This is a genomic window from Paenibacillus sp. TSM33, assembly GCF_056099025.1.
Genome location: NZ_JBLZXB010000010.1, coordinates 465,468 through 487,931 on the forward strand (window position 1 = coordinate 465,468; position 22,464 = coordinate 487,931).

At 47.8% G+C, this 22,464-nt stretch carries 21 protein-coding genes; 18 read left to right on the forward strand and 3 right to left on the reverse strand.

The window, feature by feature from the left end; translation table 11 throughout:
• Positions 1-13: 13 nt before the first annotated feature.
• The 16 genes from ACN6NF_RS05955 (at position 14) to ACN6NF_RS06030 (ending at position 17,028) form a co-directional block, all read left to right on the forward strand.
• On the forward strand, positions 14-763 hold the full coding sequence (locus ACN6NF_RS05955) for a YveK family protein (RefSeq protein WP_474316056.1): 750 nt from the start codon (positions 14-16) through the stop codon (positions 761-763).
• On the forward strand, positions 744-1,421 hold the full coding sequence (locus tag ACN6NF_RS05960) for a CpsD/CapB family tyrosine-protein kinase (protein ID WP_025678062.1): 678 nt from the start codon (positions 744-746) through the stop codon (positions 1,419-1,421). The genes ACN6NF_RS05955 and ACN6NF_RS05960 overlap by 20 nt, the downstream gene beginning before the upstream one ends.
• A gap of 84 nt (positions 1,422-1,505) precedes the next feature.
• Positions 1,506-2,204, forward strand: a complete 699-nt coding sequence (locus ACN6NF_RS05965; protein ID WP_474316057.1) for a sugar transferase — start codon at positions 1,506-1,508, stop codon at positions 2,202-2,204.
• 33 nt (positions 2,205-2,237) lie between these two features.
• Positions 2,238-3,176, forward strand: coding sequence for a GDP-L-fucose synthase (fcl, locus tag ACN6NF_RS05970; protein WP_474316058.1), 939 nt, complete (start codon positions 2,238-2,240; stop codon positions 3,174-3,176).
• 20 nt (positions 3,177-3,196) lie between these two features.
• Complete coding sequence (gene gmd, locus ACN6NF_RS05975) at positions 3,197-4,186, forward strand: GDP-mannose 4,6-dehydratase (protein WP_474316059.1); 990 nt, start codon at positions 3,197-3,199, stop codon at positions 4,184-4,186.
• 141 nt (positions 4,187-4,327) lie between these two features.
• Positions 4,328-5,671, forward strand: a complete 1,344-nt coding sequence (locus tag ACN6NF_RS05980) for a flippase (RefSeq protein WP_474316061.1) — start codon at positions 4,328-4,330, stop codon at positions 5,669-5,671.
• Positions 5,658-6,926 (forward strand): hypothetical protein, encoded by a 1,269-nt coding sequence (locus tag ACN6NF_RS05985; protein ID WP_474316063.1) that lies wholly within the window; start codon positions 5,658-5,660, stop codon positions 6,924-6,926. Before ACN6NF_RS05980 ends, ACN6NF_RS05985 begins: the two co-directional genes overlap by 14 nt.
• A 749-nt stretch (positions 6,927-7,675) precedes the next feature.
• Positions 7,676-8,890: a glycosyltransferase family 4 protein gene (locus ACN6NF_RS05990; protein ID WP_474316065.1), complete on the forward strand. Its 1,215-nt coding sequence runs from the start codon at positions 7,676-7,678 to the stop codon at positions 8,888-8,890.
• The gene (locus ACN6NF_RS05995) at positions 8,887-10,128 is read left to right on the forward strand and encodes a glycosyltransferase family 4 protein (RefSeq protein WP_474316068.1); all 1,242 of its coding nucleotides are present in this window, start codon (positions 8,887-8,889) and stop codon (positions 10,126-10,128) included. Before ACN6NF_RS05990 ends, ACN6NF_RS05995 begins: the two co-directional genes overlap by 4 nt.
• Positions 10,106-10,915, forward strand: coding sequence for a WecB/TagA/CpsF family glycosyltransferase (locus ACN6NF_RS06000; protein WP_474316070.1), 810 nt, complete (start codon positions 10,106-10,108; stop codon positions 10,913-10,915). Before ACN6NF_RS05995 ends, ACN6NF_RS06000 begins: the two co-directional genes overlap by 23 nt.
• 52 nt (positions 10,916-10,967) lie before the next feature.
• Entirely contained in the window at positions 10,968-12,308 is a 1,341-nt protein-coding gene (locus ACN6NF_RS06005) for a UDP-glucose dehydrogenase family protein (protein WP_474317514.1), read from the forward strand.
• 13 nt (positions 12,309-12,321) lie between these two features.
• Positions 12,322-13,299, forward strand: coding sequence for an LCP family glycopolymer transferase (locus tag ACN6NF_RS06010; protein WP_474316072.1), 978 nt, complete (start codon positions 12,322-12,324; stop codon positions 13,297-13,299).
• Between the two features lie 116 nt (positions 13,300-13,415).
• The gene (locus ACN6NF_RS06015) at positions 13,416-13,913 is read left to right on the forward strand and encodes a hypothetical protein (RefSeq protein ID WP_474316074.1); all 498 of its coding nucleotides are present in this window, start codon (positions 13,416-13,418) and stop codon (positions 13,911-13,913) included.
• A gap of 115 nt (positions 13,914-14,028) precedes the next feature.
• Positions 14,029-14,949 carry an ABC transporter ATP-binding protein gene (locus tag ACN6NF_RS06020; protein ID WP_474316075.1) on the forward strand — a complete coding sequence of 307 codons (921 nt, stop codon included), beginning with the start codon at positions 14,029-14,031 and terminating at the stop codon, positions 14,947-14,949.
• Complete coding sequence (locus ACN6NF_RS06025) at positions 14,942-15,724, forward strand: ABC transporter permease (RefSeq protein WP_016821229.1); 783 nt, start codon at positions 14,942-14,944, stop codon at positions 15,722-15,724. Before ACN6NF_RS06020 ends, ACN6NF_RS06025 begins: the two co-directional genes overlap by 8 nt.
• A 218-nt stretch (positions 15,725-15,942) precedes the next feature.
• A complete protein-coding gene (locus tag ACN6NF_RS06030; protein WP_025364270.1) occupies positions 15,943-17,028 on the forward strand; it encodes an AI-2E family transporter in 1,086 nt (361 codons plus the stop codon).
• Between the two features lie 39 nt (positions 17,029-17,067).
• Here ACN6NF_RS06030 and ACN6NF_RS06035 read toward each other — a convergent pair whose 3' ends face one another.
• Together ACN6NF_RS06035 and ACN6NF_RS06040 are read right to left on the reverse strand one after the other, a co-directional pair.
• Complete coding sequence (locus ACN6NF_RS06035) at positions 17,068-17,544, reverse strand: bactofilin family protein (protein WP_474316077.1); 477 nt, start codon at positions 17,542-17,544, stop codon at positions 17,068-17,070.
• A 45-nt stretch (positions 17,545-17,589) separates the two neighbouring features.
• Positions 17,590-18,621, reverse strand: coding sequence for a M23 family metallopeptidase (locus ACN6NF_RS06040; protein ID WP_474316079.1), 1,032 nt, complete (start codon positions 18,619-18,621; stop codon positions 17,590-17,592).
• A gap of 122 nt (positions 18,622-18,743) precedes the next feature.
• Between ACN6NF_RS06040 and cls the strand changes: the two genes are divergently transcribed.
• On the forward strand, positions 18,744-20,174 hold the full coding sequence (gene cls / locus ACN6NF_RS06045; protein ID WP_474316081.1) for a cardiolipin synthase: 1,431 nt from the start codon (positions 18,744-18,746) through the stop codon (positions 20,172-20,174).
• Positions 20,175-20,368: 194 nt separating this feature from the next.
• A complete protein-coding gene (locus ACN6NF_RS06050; RefSeq protein WP_474316083.1) occupies positions 20,369-21,313 on the forward strand; it encodes a YitT family protein in 945 nt (314 codons plus the stop codon).
• Positions 21,314-21,381: 68 nt separating this feature from the next.
• On the opposite strand, the gene ligD is transcribed toward ACN6NF_RS06050, so the two are convergent.
• On the reverse strand, positions 21,382-22,284 hold the full coding sequence (gene ligD, locus ACN6NF_RS06055) for a non-homologous end-joining DNA ligase (protein WP_474316086.1): 903 nt from the start codon (positions 22,282-22,284) through the stop codon (positions 21,382-21,384).
• Positions 22,285-22,464 lie beyond the last annotated feature (180 nt).

Consider the following 22,464-nt stretch of genomic DNA (forward strand, 5'->3'; position numbering starts at 1 on the left):
GAGGACTGGTCTTGTGCAGTTGAAAGAGTACATCCGTTTGATTCGCAAAAGAATGTGGTTAATTGGTAGCATTGTACTGCTGGTGTGTACTGTAGTAGGCATAAAAAATGTATATTTTACCCCGCAAGTTTATGAAGCTACCGCCAAGCTCATTATTAATCAGACGCCACGACCAGACCGTGCAGGTGTCGTCGATTACAGTGTAGTGCAAACCAACATAGCCTTAACGAACTCCTATAAACAAATTATGATCTCCTCGGCGATTATGGATCAGGTGGTCGCCAGCTTCCCCGATCTTAAGGTTACTCCGTCAGCTTTGGCGCAAAAATTAAGAGTAAATACCGCAGGTGATTCACAGGTCATGGATGTTACAGTCCGCGACTTATCGTATACGAAAGCTGTAAAAACCGTTAATGCGGTAGCCAAAGTATTCAAACGGCAAATCCCCTCTATCATGAAAATGGACAATGTCACCATCCTAAGCGAAGCCAGTCTGAATGATCCAGCAATTCCTGTGAACAATAATCCCGCTATACAGATTTTTATTGCTTTTGCCATTTCTTTATTGCTGGGAATAGGCTTGGCGTTTTTGCTGGAGGTATTGGATGATACATTTAAAAATGAAGAGGATATTGAAAAAGAACTCGGTCTGCCTACCTTATCCCTGATTACAAAAATGAAAAAAGAAGATAGACGCTCCGACAGCTCTACTACAACTCCTAAACAGGTAGGTGAGGGACAATATGCCGCGATTAATCAATAATCAACTCGTTACATCCCTACATGCTCAGTCTTCCGTTTCGGAGGAGTACCGCATGCTTCGTACTAACATTCAGTTTTCTTCTATAGACGAGCCAATTGAGGTGATGATGGTGGCGTCCGCTCAGGCGGGTGAAGGCAGAACAGTTACGATTAGCAATTTAGCTGTAACCTATGCGCAAGAGGGGAAAAAGGTGCTGGTTATGGATATGGATCTACGTCGCTCCTCCTTGCATCATATGTTTGGTTTGCGCAATCATACAGGCCTTACACGAGTACTTGCCAATCAACAGACATGGCAGGATGTGGTTCAGGAAACCGGAATTGATCATCTGCATGCGATCACGGCTGGACCGAATCCGCCCAATCCGTCCGAGATGCTCAGTTCCCGTAGAATGAAGGCTTTGTTGGTTGAGCTAAAAGAACATTATGACGTGATTCTGATGGATACGCCACCCCTGCTGTCTTTTCCGGATGGCCTCATTGTAAGTGCTATGTGTGATGGTGTCATTTTGGTAGTGCAGGCAGGGAAGGTCAAAAAGGATGTCGTTAAGAAGGCGAAGGCAAATTTAGAAAGAGTAAAGGCACGCATTCTGGGTGTAGTGCTCAATAACGTGAAGCGCCGCGCCGAGCGTGGTATGGAGGAACGCAATCTGACATGAATAAATCGCAGGGAATAAGAATATATAAAATTCTTTTAACAATGCATAAATAATATTTATTAATAAGGAGTGAGGTGATGAGACGTGTCTTCTTCCCGCTCGAACGAGGCCAAAGTGCTGAGCGCGTCAGTGGATGTATATCCGGTCGCTCATGGGCTTGAACGACGACAAGGATGGAGCGTATATCCGTTCGTGAAGCGAAGTATGGACATTATACTGTCTTTTATTGGAATTCTCGTACTGTGCCCGGTATTTCTGCTCGTAATTTTGTTGATCAAGCTGGAGGACCCCAAAGGAAGTGCATTATTTTATCAAATACGTATTGGTAAACATGAGCGGCCGTTTCGCATGATCAAATTTCGTTCCATGGTGTCTGATGCCGAAGCCAGATTGTCTGCATTGCTGGTGGAAAATGAAATTGAGGGTGCGATGTTCAAAATGCGGGACGATCCTCGAATTACCCGTGTGGGTCGCTTTCTTCGCCGAACGAGCATCGACGAACTACCGCAACTCTTCAATGTACTGCGTGGGCATATGAGCCTTGTAGGACCCAGACCCCCATTGCCAAGAGAAGTCCATGATTACACCATGAGGGATAAGCTGCGTCTGACGGTTACACCGGGCTGCACCGGACTATGGCAGATCAGCGGTCGTAATCATCTAAGTTTTGACCAGATGGTAGAACTGGATTTGGAGTACATATCTAGACGCAGTTTCCGTACGGATGTAATCATCATGCTAAAAACATTTCGTGTGCTGCTGGGCTCCAAGGATGCATATTAAAGTCATTTTAACAAAGAGGGGTAGGAGAGAAGGATGGAGCTTCATTCCAACATTTATGTGGCAGGGCACAATGGACTGGTGGGTTCCGCTATTGTCCGAGCGCTTCAGAAAGCGGGATATCGTCATATTATCACTCGCACAAGCCGTGAACTGGATCTGCGCAATAAAGAAGCTGTAGATCATTTTTTTGATACAGAGCCCGTGGATTATGTATTTCTGGCAGCAGCCAAGGTGGGCGGGATTTTGGCCAATAACGAATATCCGGCTGATTTTATCCGTGACAATCTACTTATACAAACAAATGTGATTGATGCCGCATACCAGAAGAATGTAAGTAAGCTGCTATTCCTCGGCTCTACCTGTATCTATCCGAAATTTGCTCCACAGCCGTTGCGAGAAGAATATCTGCTTACGGGTGAGCTTGAGCCTACTAACGAGGCCTATGCGATTGCTAAAATTGCCGGGATTAAAATGTGTCAGTCCTACAACCGTCAGTATGGAACCCGTTTTATTTCGGTGATGCCGACCAATTTATATGGTCCGGGCGACAACTTCGATCTCCAAACCTCTCATGTGCTGCCTGCGCTGATCCGTAAATTTCATGAGGCTAAACTGAATCAATCTCCGACTGTAGAAGTATGGGGCTCCGGTACGCCTCGGCGAGAATTTCTTCATTCGGATGATTTGGCTGATGCCTGTCTATTCCTGATGAATAACTATGAGGGGAATGAGATTGTAAATATCGGTGTGGGTGAGGATATTTCCATCCGTGAGCTAGCTGAACGAGTCAAGAATGTAGTCGGCTATGAGGGCGAAATTACTTTTAATACATCCGCTCCTGACGGAACGCCGCGTAAGTTGGTAGATGTATCCCGGATTTCCGGGCTGGGCTGGTCGGCGCGTATTTCACTAGAAGAAGGATTAAGGTCTGTATACCAGGCGTTTCAAGGTCTGGATCTGGTTGAACAATAAATAACGGTGGGGGAATTGGAATGAAAAAAGCGCTGATCACTGGGATTACCGGACAAGACGGGTCTTATCTGGCTGAGTTGCTGCTGTCCAAGGATTATGAGGTGTACGGGGTGCGCAGACGAACCAGCACGCCGAACTTTGAAAATGTAGCGCATATTCAGAATGACATTCACTGGCTTTCCGGTGATATGACCGATCTGGCTTCGCTGATTGAAGCCGTCCGTCAGTCCGACCCGGATGAGGTCTACAACTTGGCTGCTCAATCCTTTGTAGCGGCCTCATGGCCGCAGCCCTTGGCTACAGGGCAAATTACAGCGTTATCTGTTACCAATATGCTGGAGGCGGTTCGGATTGCCAAGCCGGATGCACGCTTTTATCAGGCATCAAGCAGCGAGATGTTCGGTAAGGTACTGGAGACACCGCAGACAGAAGCGACCCCGTTTTACCCACGAAGTCCTTATGGTGTCGCCAAGGTGTACGGCCATTGGATTACAGTCAACTACCGCGAAAGCTTTGATATGTTTGCTTGCTCCGGTATTTTATTCAATCACGAATCGCCCCGCCGAGGGCTGGAGTTTGTAACACGCAAAGTGTCGGATGCAGTAGCTCGTATCAAGCTGGGATTGCAGCAGGAGCTGCGCATGGGGAATTTGGATTCACTGCGAGACTGGGGTTTTGCAGGGGATTATGTAAAGGCGATGTGGCTGATGCTTCAGCAGGATCGACCAGATGATTACGTGATTTCCACGGGAGAAATGCATTCTGTGCGTGAATTGCTGCAAATTGCTTTTTCTCATGTAGGTTTAAATTACGAGGATTATGTCGTGATTGATCCGCAATTTGTTCGACCGGCAGAGGTAGATCTATTGCTTGGCGATTGTGCCAAGGCGAAAGAAAAGCTGGGCTGGCGATTGGAAGTCGGCTTCGATCAGCTCGTTCGTATGATGGTGGATGCAGACTTGGAGCGTGTAAAAAGGCAGGCTGCAGTCGAAGCTTCTGTCGTCGTGTAAGAGGTGGAGAGGCCACCCGCCTGGCCGGGGGGTCTCTTCGTTGTTGTACATGATTTCAGCTGTATGACACATCAACAGATCAACAGATCAACAGATCATAAAGCAATGTTTAAGGTCATTTTTCAAGATGGAGTAGAACCTATGACATTAGTCAAGAAACGTGCCAAACCGCGCAGAAGCTTGCTGGTGAATACATCCTGGCTGTTCGGTGACAAAATGATTCGCATGGTGTTCGGGCTGGCGGTCAGTATCATCATGGCGAGAGTGTTGGGACCAGAGGAACTGGGAAAATGGAATTATGCGGAATCCTTTTTCGGGATGTTCCTGATTTTCACGACCCTTGGCTTTGATTCTATATTAGTACGTGATCTTGTCAAACACCCCAAAGATGAGCACGAGCTATTGGGTACGGCAGTTCTGTTGAAGTTGTTAGGTACTCTGGTAGCGATTGTACTGTCTTTTTCCTTTATTTCACTGCTCAGACCGGAAGACAGTTCAGTACGGTTAATCAATCTGATCCTGGCCACGGCCTCGGTATTTCAGTTGTTTGATATTATCGATTACTGGTTCCGTGCGCAGATGTTGTCCAAATATACGGTTGTTGCCAAGAATACCGCCTTTGTCCTCGGTTCCACCGTCAAAATCATTCTATTATTGTCCGGTATTCCAGTTTGGGCAGTGGCGTTGTGTGCTCATGGAGAGTTTCTGCTGGGAAGCCTGCTGCTGCTGTATTTCTTCCATAAGGAAGGGCGGCGTGTGAACAAGTGGACGTTCCGCTTCGCAACTGCTCGGCGAATCATGAATCACAGCTGGCCGCTTATTTTGTCCTCCTCCGCTGTATATGTACAGGCACGAATTGATCAGGTCATTATCGGAGAATTGTTGGGAAACGAAGCGGTCGGGCAATACTCCGTTGCACTCCGACTCATCGAGGTGCTGGGCTTTATCCCGGTCGTGCTAACGACAGCTTATGCCCCGGTGGTGACGCGTTCCAAGCAGAAAGGAAGCGACGAATACAGACGGACGTTGTCTAACGTGTATCGGCTGATGTTTATATGCTTTCTTGTGACCTCAGTCCCCTTATTTTTTCTATCCCAATGGGTAGTAGTTGTGCTGTATGGGAGAGAGTTTGCTGAAGCAGGCTCGCTGTTGTCACTGTTTGCGATTCGTCTATTTTTCACCAACTTTAGTGTCGCCAAAAGCTTGTTTATCACCAATGAAAATTTGTTCAAATACACGCTGCTGACCTCGATAATAGGTGCGGTTACGAATATAGCCTTCAATTACGCGCTGATCCCATGGCTTGGTGTCCGAGGGTCCTTAGTGGCGACGATTTTGTCCTTTACGATATCTGTATTTCTATTGGATTTGTTGTTTAAGGAAGTCAAAGCCAATTTGGGTTGGATGATGAAGTCAATCCTGACCTTCTGGCATGTTCATATTACAGTACCGAAAGTTGGAGAGAACAATCATGATACCGATTAAACCATTTGTTCGGCATGAGGAACAGTGCCCGCATTGTGGAGACACGTTACGTGCTGGAGAGGTGCTGTGGCAGGGAATCCACGTATGTATCAGCACTAAGTGTGAGGGTTGCGGACGTGAATATCTTGAGGATATGAGGGTCGGTCATGCGACATATTCACCTTATCGTGTAGAAATGCCTGACTATATCCTGACCGGTGATGCGAAGTCAAGAAAATGGCTCGGAGAGCCTCTACGGCAATCGTTGATGAATCCATCCTATGATTTGGCAGTTGGTATGACCGTGCATAAAATGAAAGCTTCTTCGCGGGTGATCATCATCAACACTATAGATTATTTATATGGTCATGCGTTGCTTAAGCTGCTGAATGTTCAGCGCGAATACGAGCAATCACCGGAAATGGGGATCATCGTTATTGTGCAAAAATCGCTGGAGTGGATGGTGCCGGCATATGTGTCTGAAATTTGGACGGTCGATGTGCCGTTCAGCAAGGCGCGAAACTTTTATCCTCTGCTACATCATCGGATGATTGAGGAATTGATACGTTTTGATGAGGTGTATGTCAGCCCGGCATATTCACATCCCAGCCAGTTTGAAATTGAGCAATTTACAGGGGTCTCTCGTTATGACGAGGAACGTGAGCCGAAGCCACGCATTACCTTTGTATGGAGGGAAGACCGCTTGTGGAGCGGCAGCCATCATATTGCCAGAGCGGTACAAAAATTTCCACAACTCAAACGTGGCCTAAAACCGCTAATTTATCATCAACGCAGCAAAATCATTGGACTGTTCCGCAGACTGAGAGACAGCTTCCCTGATCATTGCTTTACAGTTGCGGGGCTTGGGCGCACGGGAAGCTTCCCAGCATGGATTGCTGATGAGCGCGTCTCACGCTTCGATCGGGATAGTGAAAAGCGCGTATGCGAGGTATACGCAGCCAGCCGATTAGTCATTGGTATTCATGGCTCCAATATGCTGCTGCCTTCTGCACATGCAGGTATGACGATTGATTTGATGCCTAAGGACCGATGGGGCAATTATGCCCAGGACATTTTATTTCACGAAACGGATCATCGGCTTACAGCCTACAAATATCGCTTTGTACCGATGGAATCGAGCGTGAGCTTGGTGGCGGATATGGCAGCTGCCCAGCTTAAAGGGGCAGACCATTTTAATATGCAGATGATGGAGGAAAGACAACGGCAGGGAGAACATTCAAGTTGGAGGGGAGAGGCCGCTTCGGGCAGGGTTTGATCTTGGAGCGGCTATTGTGGATGGAAGCCCGCTACGGGACGGGTTTGATCTTCCGATCGCTGTTGACGTGGGATTCCTTAGGTTGAATAAAGCCCTACAGAGGGCGGAATCCCCGTCAAAGGCGAACGCTGACGCTTCTCCAGCTTCAAATCCTTACCCACCGCTACCCACCGCCGCCAAAAAGATTTTCCCCCAGCCTATAAGGTGGGGGAGGTAAGAGCCGCCTGGCGATAGCTGCGTCCTATCGCAGCGAACTTTACACCGGGCATGTGTACCGATGCAATTAAGGCTCTGTATAGTCCTCTCACAAGGTGAAAGAGTTTGATAAATAGAGTACTCACGGTCAGCAACAATCAAGCCTAATTAAGGCATCTTGGTCAGCCTAGCAGTAGTATAGCCGTGCTTGCTTGTGAGCGTGCCATAACGTGCCAAGCTTACAAGTCGTTTGACGAAGTCAACGCCCTGCATGTATTCGCTCGCGTATATCGCGCAGCGGTGGCGCTTCATGCACAGCATTCCCTTTTTTAAGATGGGGTGACTTTATGGAAACGGCGGTTAGCAGCGGAGCGGTCCATTTAAATCTGAAGAAGCGCTAGCGTTCGCCTTTGCAGTGGGATTCCTACCTCGGAATGTTTTATATATTCAGGAATCCCAGTGCAACAGCGATCGGAGGATCAAATGGAGTGCGCAGCGGGCTCTAATCCCGCCTCCCATAACTCACCCAATATGAAATGGCAGGAGTACTGATGATGATTCCAAAAATATTGTATCTTCGCAACTTTGCCAGCAAGGTGAATGGAGCCTCATACAATTTGCAGGAAGTCGGCTTGGGTAAAGCGCTCGTCCGTAAAGGTTACGATTGCGATATTGTTTACTACAACGATCGTAAGGAGACCCATCTGGAACAGGTCTATCGGCACGAAGGATGCACCTTGCGCATTATTTGGCTGCACGGTTTCAAGTTTTTAAGCAATAGCATCTACAGGGATGTTCTCAAAGATTCTTTTCTGAAAGCTTATGACCTGGTCATTACAACAGAATACAACCAGATCATGACCTACCTGCTATCCCGCAAGTGCCCCGATAAGCTAGCGCTGTATCACGGTCCATATCGAGATAATACACATGCGCTGATTCGCAAACTGTACGATGTTATGCTGCTGCCTAAGGTGACAAAGTCTCTACGCCGAACCTATGTCAAATCCGATCTTGCCAAGCGCTATCTGGAGAATAAAGGCTTTGACAACGTGATAACGATTGGGGTCGGACTGGATCGCAGCAATGTAGAGAGAGGATTCAACAGTGACGACCAAAGCGGAGAACGTGAGGAAAACCGTGAGGTTGCGAATGAACTGCGTCGGATCGGTAATCGCCCGGTGTTGCTGTATGTTGGTGTGCTGGAGGAACGGAGAAATATACGTTTTATGCTGAATACGTTCAAAAGAGTACTCCAAAAGCATCCCGGCTGCCTTTTGTTAATGGTTGGGGATGGACGAAAGTTAGATACGGATCGTTATTGGGCTTATGCTGAGCAACTGGGGTTGACGGATAGTATTATACATTTTTCAAGAGTGGAGCAACGTCATCTGTGGCAGATTTACGGAGCAGCGGATGTGATGCTGTTTCCGACCCAATACGATATTTTTGGCATGGTGCTGCTGGAAAGCATGCTGTTCCGCGTCCCGATTATTTCTTCGGTGAACGGTGGCTCGGTTACCTTGATTGAGGACGGAGTGAGCGGAGTGATGTTGAGAAGCTTTTCGGAGGAGGAATGGGCTGGTCGTATAGACACGCTGCTGGATGATGCTGGGCTTAGACGAAGTCTGGCCGAGAAAGCGTTTCTTACGCTCGAGCGTATGTCGTGGGATCGGATTGCAGATGAAATCGTAAGCCAGCAGCGGATCAAACCCATAAGATCCAATCACGCAATGCAATCAACACAGGAAAGTGGGGCGGCCACGTGAGTCAACAGGTTACCAGACGAATGACCCCGCCTGTAAGCAAAGTACTGATCATCCATAACTTTTATCAGCAAAGTGGGGGAGAAGACAAGGTTGTCGAGCAGGAATCGGCTATGCTGCGTTCCAGAGGAATAGAGACGGAGCATTACTATGTGCATAACGACAGCATTCAAAGCAAAGGCTTGGCCAACATGGCCAAGCTGGCGGTAGAGGCAGCCTGGTCCTTCCCAGAATTCAAAAGGATCAAAGAGCTGCTTTTGCGGGTGAAACCGGATGTGGTACATGTGCATAATTTTTTTCCGGTCATATCCCCATCGGTCTATCATGCCTGTGAACGACTGGGGGTTCCAGTTGTTCAGACACTGCATAATTACAGGCTGATTTGTCCGGCGGCAACCTTTATGCGAGGGAATGAAGTTTGTGAAAAATGCCTGCACGGCACGCTGCTGCACTCCATCCGTCATGGATGTTACCGAGGCTCACAGCTGCAGACGATTCCGGTGGCGGTGATGATTAAGTTCAACGAGCTGATCGGCACATGGCAGCACAAGGTAAGTCGCTATATTGCGCTGACGGAGTTTGCACGGGACAAATTCGCCGAAAGCGGCATTCCGCTGGATCGCATCGCAGTAAAACCGAATTTTATCCATCATCAAACAGTCAAAGCCAAGTATGACCCCAATGATCGTTATTTGTTGTTCGTGGGCCGGATTTCAGCTGAAAAAGGGGTTCGCAATCTGTTGCAAGCCTGGTCACAGCTGGAAGATCGAGGTGGATTGAGACTGGTCATCATTGGCGATGGTCCGGAAAAGGCTGAACTGGCTGCTGTTTATTCGCAGGAAGACATTCGGTTTCTCGGCAAGCAGGATGGAGACACGGTGCTGGATTGTATGAGCCGAGCCATGTATGTGATGGTGCCTTCCATTTGGTATGAAGGTTTTCCGATGACGATTGTAGAGTCCTATTCCGTGGGAACGCCGGTATTGTGCAGCCGAATCGGCGCATTGGAGGAAGTCGTGGAGGACGGAGTGACGGGTTTCCTTTTTCAACATGATGATCTGGAAAATATAAAGACCGTGATTCGCCGTGCAGTAGCCTATGAGAACTATGCAGCTATGAGACAGAAGGTGGCAGAAAACTATGCAGCACACTATACGGAAGAAGTGAATGTGAAGCAACTGCTGGCGATATATAGCGAGGCCATGGAGGAATGTGATTATGAAGCAGCTGCCCCAGTATAGAGTCGGAAGGATTGCGAGCACAGATGTTGCAGCACTGACGTTTCAGGAGACGGTACATACGCTGGAACAATGGGCAGTCGGGCGAAAGGACCGCTATGTATGTATTTGCAACACCCATTCCATTGTCACGGCCGGGAATCATCCCGAGTTCCACGAAGCGCTCACTCAGGCTGATTTGTGTACTCCAGATGGTATGCCACTGGTATGGGCCCTCAAGCTGTACGGGTTCGAGCGTCAGGATCGAGTAGATGGTCCCAGTTTGATGCTCAAGCTGTGCGAACGTGCGCCACAGACGGAGGTGAGAGTATATTTTTACGGCAGTACGCCGGACACACTGGATAGCTTAAAAGACAGGATAGGACAGGATTGCCCTGGAATTCGTATCGCGGGCAGCTTTTCACCGCCATTTCGTGAACTTCAGCCAGATGAGGAGAAGCGGATCATTGAGGAAATCAATGCTTCAGGTGCGCATATCATATTCGTCAGTCTGGGCTGTCCGAAGCAGGAAATCTGGATGCATCGCAACAAGGATCGGATCCGTGGCGTGATGATTGGAGTAGGAGCTGCCTTTGACTATATTGCAGGCAAGGTTCGCAGACCGCCGCTAACGATACAAAGGCTGGGACTGGAGTGGCTATACCGTCTGCTCTGTGAGCCAAAGCGTTTGTGGAAGAGGTATGCCTATAACAATCCAATGTATATCTATCGTTTTCTCAAATCCTATCGGCATAATAAAAGGCTCACGCTCTCTCATAACCGGCATACAGGGAGTGGCATAGAGAAGTGAAGCAGGGCAAAAGTACAGTGAAATGAGACAGCATGTAAAAGGGGGAATTGCTTTGAAGCTATGTGTAATAGGTGCTGGATATGTCGGACTGGTGTCAGGGGTCTGTTTTGCAGCGCTTGGCAATACCGTCGTCTGTATCGATCAGAATGAAGACAAAATTCGTCAGCTGCGTGCAGGTGGAGTACCGATTTATGAACCAGGCTTAAAGGCTCTAATTAAAGATAATGTCGAGCAGGGCCGGCTAAGCTTTACAACAGATACCGCAGCTTCAGTGCAGGCAGCTGAAATTGTTATTTTGGCGGTAGGTACGCCTTCATTGCCGAGTGGTGAAGCCAACTTGTCCTATATTGAAGAAGCAGCGTGTGAGGTGGCAGATGCCATGAATGGCTACAAGATCATTGTTACCAAAAGCACGGTGCCTGTCGGAACGAACGAGCGTATTCAAAATTGGATCGCTAGTCGCACGAACTATCCTTTTGGTGTCGCTTCGGTTCCTGAATTTTTACGAGAAGGCTCGGCGGTCATAGACACTCTACAGCCAGATCGAATCGTCATTGGAGCTTCCGATCCGCATGTATCCGCCGTGCTAACTACTTTACATGAGCCGCTGACAACGAATATCTTAACCACGGATATCCGTTCGGCCGAGATGATCAAGTACGCGTCGAATGCTTTTTTGGCGACCAAAATTTCGTTTATTAATGAGATTGCGAATATTTGTGAAAAGGTGGGTGCAGACGTTACACGCGTGGCACACGGTATGGGCTTGGATCAGCGAATCGGTTCCTCCTTTTTGTCTGCTGGTATCGGCTATGGGGGTTCGTGTTTTCCCAAGGATACGCAGGCTTTAATTCAAATTGCAGGCAACGTGGATTATGAATTTAAGCTGCTGAAATCCGTGGTAGAAGTGAATCAAGGACAACGTTTTAACGTGATCCGCAAGCTGAAAGAGGCGCTGGGTGAGCTGGAAGGAGCTACGATTGGCATATGGGGTCTGGCATTTAAACCGAATACAGATGATGTAAGAGATGCCCCGGCGCTGGATATCATGCAGTCGCTACTGGAGGCAGGGGCGCACATTCGTGCATATGACCCGATCGCTACCGCTAACTTCCGCCGATTGCTGGACAGCTCGGAAATAAAGTGGGCCGATAGCGCACGGGAAGCAGCAGAAGGATGCGATGCATTATGTCTCTTGACGGAATGGGAGGAGTTTGGTGAGGTCGGACTGGGTGAGCTGAACGAGCTGATGAAGTATCCCATTATGATTGACGGGCGCAATGTGTACAGCGAAGAACAAATCAGACAATCTGCCTTTGCATACTATTCTGTCGGCAGGCCACAGATGAACAATCTGGATATAGATCGTCATCAGTCTGTAGTGAATCCGTAAAGGGAGGCTGCGTATGAAACGATGGCTGAAGGTGACATTGGGGGCTGTGGCGTTATTGGTTGTAGGAGGTGCCTCCTATACCGTCTATGTGTATCATTCCTTTAAAACAGCGGCAAATGCGATGTATCATCCGCGCAGCATCGTGCAGCCCGGAGCGGTCTCTACCCTTGCAACGGGCGGAGCAGGGCGCTCCGTAGGGACAGACACTGGATCAAGTACACCAAATCCGGCAGCCATCTCTCAGTTCAAGCCGTTCACCGTGCTGGTGCTGGGTGTTGATCGGCGACCGCACGATCCAGGACGATCGGATACGATGATCGTTCTATCTGTGAATCCCGCCAATGGTTCGATGTTGATGTTCAACATTCCGCGTGATACGCGAACAGAGTTGATCGGTAGAGGGCGTGAGGACAAAATCAATCACGCGTTTGCTTTTGGGGGCGCGGATATGTCGATCCGTACGGTAGAGCATTTTTTGAATCATCCGATAGATTACTATGTACAAATGAATATGGAAGGGTTTGCGAAAATGGTGGACCTTGTGGGAGGAGTGGAGGTCTACAATCCACTTGATTTTCAGTATGAGGGGCATCATTTTGCGCAGGGGAATTTGAACTTGAACGGAACTGAAGCATTGGCCTATGCCCGTATGCGATTTGATGATCCGCGTGGGGACCTCGGGAGAAACGCTCGCCAGCGAGAGCTGCTCAAGCAAATTCTTGCCCAGTCCATCAGCAAGGAAGGGCTATTGCGAGTAAAACCGATACTGGAGGCAGCGGGGGAGCAGATTCGCACAGACATTAGCTTTGACGATATGAAGACTTTTCTGACCCGGATCGGCCCGTCTCTTAAGCAGACGGATACCGTTGAGATAAAGGGACATGGGAGCAAAATCAAAGGTGTGTATTATTACATCGTAGATGAGCAGGAACGCCAACGTATCCATGGAGTGCTGGAGAAGCATTTGCTCACCACTCCCGCATCACCTTAGACATGACCTTAAGCAGACAGGTGTCCTCAGCGAGACCCGTTATTCTCTTCTAAACTCACCTTGTCCCACATACATCTGTAGAGTATTCGGTATAGTCCAACAGAGGAGGGACAGGTGTGCTGCTTAGAAGGAGAGCGGCTTCGGCGTTCGTCCGTAAGCTACTGTATTTTGTAATTATATGTGGATTGCTATGGCTGCTGTGGATGGGGCTACGTGGGGTGATGTCTACGGGGGAAGGGGATCAAGCCGTAGAAGCGCTGAACGAGTTCTACACGATGGAGCAATCGGGGAATTTTGGCGGCTCATGGGAGCTTTTTCATTCCCAAATGAAGAAGAAATTCGAGAAGTCCACGTATGTACAGCAGCGTGCGCACGTTTTTATGCAGGATATGGGGACGGATACGTTTACGTTTGAACTGGGAGAGCCGCAGGCTGAATATGACATTCGTACCGATTCGAATGGAGAAGATTTAGGGAAGGTCTACCGTATTACGGTCACTCAGCACTACAAGACCCGATTCGGTACTTTTGATATTGTACAGCCTTGTTATGTGACGCAGGAAGATGAGGAGTGGAGAGTGCTTTGGATTTACAAGGAAAAGGAACAGACGTGATAAGGTGCTCCCAAAGGTGTTTCTGACAGGATAAATATGGTACAATACTTCCAAAACCGGAAATGTACAGTAAAATGGATGACAGCTTCACTCCGGATGGAAGGAGTTTCATAGCATGCAGCAAGCGACAGGGCAGGTTCCCGTCATACGGATGGAGGGTGTGAGTAAAATCATTTCCTCAAAAGCGATCGTAGACAATCTGACACTGGAGGTTCCGGCAGGACAGGTATTTGGTTTCCTCGGACCCAACGGTGCAGGAAAAACGACCACCATTCGTATGATGGTTGGCCTGATTTCGATCAGCAAGGGTGATATTCATATTTGCGGAGACAGCATCAATACCGATTTCGAAAAGGCTGTTTCCCATGTCGGTGCGATTGTTGAGAACCCGGAGATGTACAAGTTTTTGACAGGCTATCAAAATTTGCAGCATTTTGCGCGAATGTCTCCCGGGGTGAGCCAAGAGCGTATAAATGAAGCGATCCGTCTGGTGGGACTCGGAAACCGAATTCATGATAAAGTCAAAACCTACTCGCTCGGGATGCGGCAGCGGCTCGGGGTAGCTCAGGCGATTTTGCATCGACCGAAGCTGCTTGTGCTGGACGAGCCGACCAATGGCTTGGACCCGCAGGGTATTCGTGAACTGCGGGATTATTTGCGTCAATTGACCCGTACCGAAGGAATTACCGTGTTTGTATCAAGCCATTTGTTGTCCGAAATGGAGCTTATGTGCGACCGAGTGGCCATTATTCAGAGCGGGCGGTTGGTTGATATTAAGCAGTTAAAGAATACAGAGGGAGAAGTGCAGACGGCGGAAATTGCTTTTGAAGTCAATGATGCTGAGCAAGCTTATACGCTTGCTGGAGCAGGGCGCGTCGAAGGCAATCAACTACTGCTTCACCTGGAGCGGGAACAGATTGCAGAGATGAACAGTCTGCTGGCTGCAAATGGAGTTAAGGTGTATGCCATTCGCCCGGTTGCCCGTACGTTGGAAGATCAATTTTTGGAAGTGACGGGAGGCGGGTCCATTGGCTGATTTCTTCAAGCTAGTACATAATGAAAATCTTAAAATCTACTTGCGTGTGCGTACATGGATCATGCTGGGGTTGCTGGCGGTCATCACCGCTGTGATTCCGATGCTGATTTCTCTGGTTTCCGATCAGGTTAGTGTGTGGGATGGCATCGCATTGACAACGTTGTTTACATTTTTCCTCAATACGACGTTTACGGTCATTGTAGCTGCTGATTCGGTGGCTGGCGAATTTACATGGGGAACGATTAAGTTGCTGCTCATTCGCCCTTGGACTCGCAGCAAAATTCTGTTGTCCAAGTATATATCGGTGATTTTGTTCAGCTTGCTTGGAACAATCGTTTTGGTCTTGATGGTTACGCTGTCCTCCTGGCTGATGTTATCGAAGGACGCACCAGCAGGCTCTGTTCCGCTGTTCAGTGATCCGATATCTTACGTAACGCTGAACTTTTTGTATAGCTATATCGCCTTATTCGTGACCATGGCTTTTGCATTTATGTTATCCGCGGTGTTTCGTTCGAGCGCTTTGGCGATTGGTTTGTCCTTGTTTATGATGTTCACCAAAACGGTGTATAACTCTATTGGCTTGTTCAGCACAGATCGTTTTGAATGGACCAAATACGTACTCTTTACGCATATGGATCTGAAAAAATATCTAGATATGCCGCCAGGTACAGTAAGTTCCAATCTAACCTTTTCGCTCGCCGTGCTGGCCGCTTATTATGTGGTATTTATCGCCATTGCCTGGGTGGTTTTCGTAAAACGCGATGTTTCAACCTAAACACGTATCTCTTAGCATGTGTGATTGAATAACACGAGGATTTTGGCAAAATGCTGAGATCACAAAAAGGAAGTCCAATGCCTAGCCATTTGGACTTCCTTTTTTGCTACATATTCTGTAAGTATGGGTATATTGTAATCTATTTTCAGCAAGAATCAATCAATAGGGTCGATTTGCGTTTAAAGAAGTAGAGAGAAACAGAACAGGGGGCGCATGATATGCTGCAAAATAATCGTTTTTTTCGTCTGACTTCAGGAATCGTCATGCTATTGCTTATCATTTACTTGGGCACCAAAGTAAGCTTTATATTCAGTCCTCTTGTATCCTTGGTCAGCTTGCTGGTTGTACCGTTGATGCTATCTTTTTTCCTCTATTATTTATTGAGACCGATTGTAGATGTCATGGAACGGAGAAAAATCAAACGCTCGATTTCCATATTGCTGATTTATTTGGTAATTGGCGTGTTACTGTTCCTCTTCTCATGGGGAGTGTGGCCTACGCTCCGTGATCAGGTAACCAATTTATTTGAGAACGCGCCGAAGCTTATTAAAAGTCTGGTTGATCAATTGAGCCAATGGCGGCATAATCAATCCTTGAGACAAGTGCTGCCTCCGGGTGAAGACCCGCTGTCACAACTGTCAGATACGTTAAACGAAGCTTTTTCAACGCTGTCAGATTATTCGGTAAAGCTGGTATCGTTCGTATCCTACTTTTTTATCGTATTGGCTACCTTTCCCATATTGCTGTATTACATGTTGAAGGAAGGAAGCAAGTTTGGCCCCAAAATGCTTAACTTCTTTCCTAAAAAATATCACAAGGACGCGCTGGAAGTGATGGAGGATATTGATAGTGCGCTCAGCAGCTTTATCGTCAGTCGAGTGCTGATCAATGTCGCGTTGGGCTTGATGATGTTCCTTGGATTTTTGATTATTGGTTTGCCTTATGCCTTGCTGCTGGCCGTTATTTCGATTTTCCTTAATTTTATTCCCTATGTGGGGGCAGTAGCTGCTTCTATACCTGTGGTTATCATTGGATTTCTCGAATCGCCTTCCATGGCGCTCTGGTCGCTGGTGGTGGTGATCGTTGCCCAGCAAATTCAGGATAATTGGCTGTCACCGATTGTCTTTGGCAAGCAGCTGGATATTCATCCGTTGACTGTCGTCATTTTATTGCTAGTTGGTGGCGACCTGCTCGGGATCTTGGGTATCATTTTGGTTATTCCATTGTATATGTGCGGCAAAATCGTCATACGCAAGGTGTACCATTTATTTTTGGAACGCAGAGTGGAGGATATTATGGAGTGATTGGAGGATGTACTGGATATATAGGAGTATAAGCCGGCCCTATCCCGCTTCAGGTTGTAGGGAGGCTTGGCTGTCCTCTATGTCTTGGCTGAAACCGGATTGATTTTCATCCTCTGATTTCTCTGTAGCCGTCGGCGATTCTGACTCTATGTCTTGGTTCATCATGGTTTGGTTCATTTGACTCGTGCCGTTCAGGATGCCACCTTCAGAAATGACCAATGTAGGGGTCGCCGTATTTCCATACAGTTCGCCTGTCGGTGTAATGGTCAGCCGTCCTTCCGTGGTGATGCTACCGAATACCTTGCCGGCAAGAATGACGTCCCGTGCAATGATGTCCGAACGTACAACTGCTGACTCTCCAATGACGACAGTGCGAGTGCTGTAGATATCGCCCTGGAAGTGACCGTCAATGCGAATGTTGGCCTCTGCTTCAATCGTACCTTCAAAGCTGGTGCCGTTCGCGAGCAGTGTATCCGTCGCCGGGGTGGAGAGCTTTTTTTTGGATTCCTTGAACATGATCGTTTTCCTCCAATCCTTTATTGTCGGTATTTTGCAAAATCCTTATTGTACATACAACAATGGATCAACAGGTTGGTTATGCTTGACGATCTGAAAATGAAGATGAGGTCCTGTACTTCTCCCGGTACTTCCCAGCAGGCCAATGGTCTGTCCTTTATGAACACGGTCCCCCGGAGCCACCTGCATACCGCTTAGGTGCATATACCAGCTTTGGAGTCCGTCAGGATGCTGAATGATGATGCACTTGCCGCGAGCTCCGCTGGAAGCAGCCTCCAGCACAGTGCCTGCCCCTGCTGCATAGACAGGATCACCGGATTGACCGGCAATGTCCACGCCTGAGTGAAAAGCGGATCTCCCTGTAAATGGGTCGCTGCGATAGCCGAAGCTGGAGGTCATGCGCCGCGAACCAACAGGCCAAATCGAGGGCCTTCCTTGTTCAGCAAGTGCCAGTCTGCGGGTCTGGAGCAGCTGCGCGGCTTGTTGGCGCTCCAGGTTCTGCTGTACGGCGTTTGCCTGTTGAATAGAGCGCGGAACCGTGCGTTCCACTGTGTCCAGCATAGCTTCGATTTCCTGAAAATCATCCATGGCCTGGCGGGCAAGAAGAGCTGTATTTTCATGCACTGCGATCAATTCGCCCCCGGTATGGCCGGAAGCATCCCAGGAGAGCGGGGTGATGGTTGATTTATTGCTGCTTGCGCTGGAGGAATTTCCGTGTTTACGAATGAATTGCTGCATTTGTTGTTCCAGCTCTGTTACACGCTGGAGACGTTCGCGAATACTGGTGGCTTGATTCGTCAGCTCCATGACTTCCTGCCGCAGTCGCCCAATGGCTGCGTCTTTGTCTGCTACCGTGACCTCCATCTGTAAACTCTGGACAGCAAGATTGGTTTCCATTTGGGAAATAATATGGGAAGAACGGATTTGCAGCCCGATCACGAGCGTAGATATTGATGCGATCACAAGGGTCGGGACGAGAATGACAGCGGCTGCGGAGCATTGTAGCTGCTTGGGCGGTTGCTGTGCATCCCGAATGACAAGCAGGGTCATCCGGCGATTTAGGCTTCCTTTTTTCATAATCGCTCCTTTCCGGACATCGCTCCTATAGTGCTTGGTTACTATCTATTCAGCTTAAGAGGCAAACATGTCAAAAAAATTGGAGCTTTGTATAAAACGTAGATATATAAGGAGGCTTAGACATGCTGTGGTTGCTGTTGGTTTTAATTATTTTTATTTTTCAGACCGGGACGATTCTGCTCTTTGAATTTCGCAAGCCGTCCAAAGCGGTAGCCTGGCTCTTTATTTTGTTTTGCTTCCCGCTTATTGGTTTTGTGGTGTACTATTTTGTTGCTCAGGATTATCAGAAGCGTAAAGTGGTTCGTAAAGCAGGATCGCAGCTATTTCGTGAATTCCGTGAACGTCTATGGGCGCAAACCAAGGTGATTGAAAACGTAGAGCAAATGCACAATCCCCATTTCAAACATCAGGAGCGTCTGTTTAACCAGTTAATTCGTATGTCGGAAAACCCGTTGACTGGCTGCAACCGTACACGTGTGCTGACGAACGGGGAAGAGACTTTCGAGGCCATGCTGACAGCGATGGAACAGGCACAACATCATATCCATGTGGAGTTTTACATATTTCGGGCAGACGAAATCGGAAAAAAATTTCAGGAAGTCATGATCCGTAAGGCACGCGAGGGAGTTAAAGTACGATTCATTGTGGACGGCGTAGGGAGCTACCATTTACCCTATTCGTTTATTCGTACTTGTAATGAGGCTGGGGTCGAATTTCATTATTTTCTACCGCCATTTTTCGCCACGCTGGACCGCCGGATTAACTATCGCAATCACCGGAAAATCGTGGTGGTGGATGGCACGATCGGATTTGTGGGGGGGATTAATGTAGGCGATGATTATCTCGGAAAGTACCCTAAAGTGGGATTTTGGAGGGATACGCATTTGCAGATTGAAGGAGATGGCGTTTATTTTCTGCAAAATGTGTTTCTTAGCGATTGGAAGTTGGCTTCGGGAGAGAGGCTGATGGACGTGAATTTATTTCCTCCACATACCTGCACAGGGGATGAGGAAGTACAGATTTTGAGCAGCGGTCCCGATCAGGTATGGGATACGATTCAGGAATTATGCTTTGGAGCGCTCACGGTTGCCAAAAAGCGGATTTGGATAACAACGCCGTATTTTATTCCCGATCCGGGAATTTATGAGGCGCTGAAGCTGGCGGCCGTCAGTGGCATAGATGTGAAAATTATTATTCCCTACCAATCAGATTCGAAATTGGTACACTTGGCATCACTGTCCTATGTACAAGAATTGCTGGAGGCGGGAGTGGAGTTCTATCAGTATCGAAAAGGATTTATTCACGCCAAAGTGGTGATTGTGGACGATTTGCTCGGCTCGGTTGGGACCGCTAATATGGACATGCGCAGCTTTTTCTATAATTTTGAGTTGACCGCTGTACTTTTTGCAACTTCGGCGTTAGAACGGCTTTCGGCAGACTTTGTAGAGGACATTTCCAACTCTTCCAAAATAGAATTGAACGTGTTTCGTAGACGCCCTCGATCTCAAAAAACAGCTGAAATTCTAACTCGCATGCTCTCTCCCCTCCTTTAGAGGCGGTTTTCGCCGTTTTTATCAATATAATCCCGCTTTATTGTGATTTATGTGCTTTTTGCTAACTTTTTTGCGCAAAATCACAGTTTTATGATATACTAATCATATAACTAAGCGCCGTAAAGGAGAGGGGACTGCGGAGAGCAGCCCCTTTTTCGGTCCAATATACCATACTGTAACGGGGGGATTTATATATGAGTGTAGTGAGCAAGGAAGTCCAAAATCTGTCTGATATTACAGATGTAACCGGAGAGTTGACCAAGATCAGCAAAATTCCAGCTAATCCAAAAAACAAAGTAAAACGCTTATTCCAGCGTGCAGCCATGATCGTGGTTGGTGCAGCGCTGATGGCAGTGGGATTGGAAATATTCCTGGTTCCTAACGGCGTTATTGACGGCGGCGTTACAGGTATTTCCATTATGGCCTCCAAGATTACTGGTTATCCGCTCGGTATTTTCCTGACCCTGTTGAACCTTCCATTTTTACTTATCGGCTACAAACAAATTGGTAAAACCTTCGCTTTATCCACATTATTCGGCATCGTCGTTATGTCCATCGGAACTGCGTTACTTCACAATGTAAGTGCATTGACTCCTGGGGAACCGCTGCTCGGCGCTATCTTTGGGGGTGTCATTCTCGGCGTTGGGGTGGGTCTTGTGATTCGGTCTGGCGGCTCGCTGGATGGCACAGAGATCGTGGCTATTCTCGTCAGTGAAAAAACTCCATTTTCGGTCGGTGAGATCGTACTGTTCGTTAATATTTTCATTCTGGGAAGTGCCGGTTTTGTGTTCGGTTGGCCGAATGCTCTGTATTCCATGATTGCTTATTATATTGCTATGAAAATGATTGATATTACGATTGAGGGTCTGGATCAGTCCAAATCGGTCTGGATTATTAGTGATAAGTACCGTGATATCGGAGATGCTCTGACGGATCGTCTTGGACGGGGTGTAACTTACCTGGAAGGGGAAGGCGGCTTTACAGGCGAGAGCAAAAAAGTGATTTTCGTCGTCATTACCCGACTAGAGGAAGCGAAGCTCAAGAGCATCGTTGAGGATTGGGACCCGCACGCCTTCGTTGCAATTGGTAACATTCACGATGTGAAGGGCGGACGTTTTAAGAAAAAAGGAATACACTAGCGCAAGGGGACAATTTCTCAGCCAATGGCTGCGGGGTTCGTCCCCTTTTTTGTGCTTCAAAGCATGGATCAGGTTGGATGTGTTTTGGAGCGCATATGTTTGAGGAGGTCCTCTACGGGCTGGGGAGGCACCTTGTCGATCAAGTCGCCTACCTGGTTTAATCGTTCCTCAATATTCAGCAAATGGTAGTCAAGTGGTGACACATCTTGCCGTACCTCTTCCCAGGTTAGCGGAGTCGAGACCGTAGCGCCGGGACGTGCCCGTGGAGTATAAGGAGCGGCTAGGGTTTTCCCCTGATAATGCTGCAAGTAATCAAAATAGATGGCTGTTCCGCGATCCTTCTTTAATCGTTCCAGTGTGAACAGATGGGGGTACTTTTCCGTCACAAATTGTCCAACCAACAGTCCGATGCTGCGAAGCTCGTCAAAGGTGATGCCTGTACGGATCGGGACGATAATTTGTACACCTGTGGCCCCGGAGGTTTTGGGGACAGAGTCCAACCCAAGGGAAGCCAACACTTCGCCTACAATGGAGGCAGCCTCCATAATACGTGGCTCTACCTCTCTGGATGGATCCAGATCAATCATCCATTCACAGGGCAGTGGGCTTCCTGTTCTGTGCAGAGAGGGATGAAATTCCAACGCAGCTTGATTACCGAGCCAGAGTAGTTGAGGCAGCTTGCCAAGCACAATATACTCAATGCCATCATGCAGAGCGGTTTCAATATAGTCTGGCCGAGGATGTGGGGCATTTTTCTGATAAAAAAAATCCCCATGGATACCATGTGGCCAACGGATGACAGTCAATAGACGCTGATGACAATATTTGAGCAGGAAGGGGGCCAATACCGCAAGCTTGCGAAGATATAGCGCCTTAGTTACACCTGCTTCGGGCCACAGCGGTTTATCCGGATTTGTGATTGCAATTTCATGACCTTCAATCGTAATCATACCTTTAACAACTCGTCCCATAGTGCTATGCTCCTTTGGCTAACATGCAGCAAGATCATTATTTACAGACAACTGGCAGCACTTCTACATCTACATAAGGTTTAACATGAGCGCGCAGCACAGAATTTATCCATCAAGGGGATTGACAAGATACATTATGTATCATAAATTATAATAAAAATACGATATGTATCTATTAAA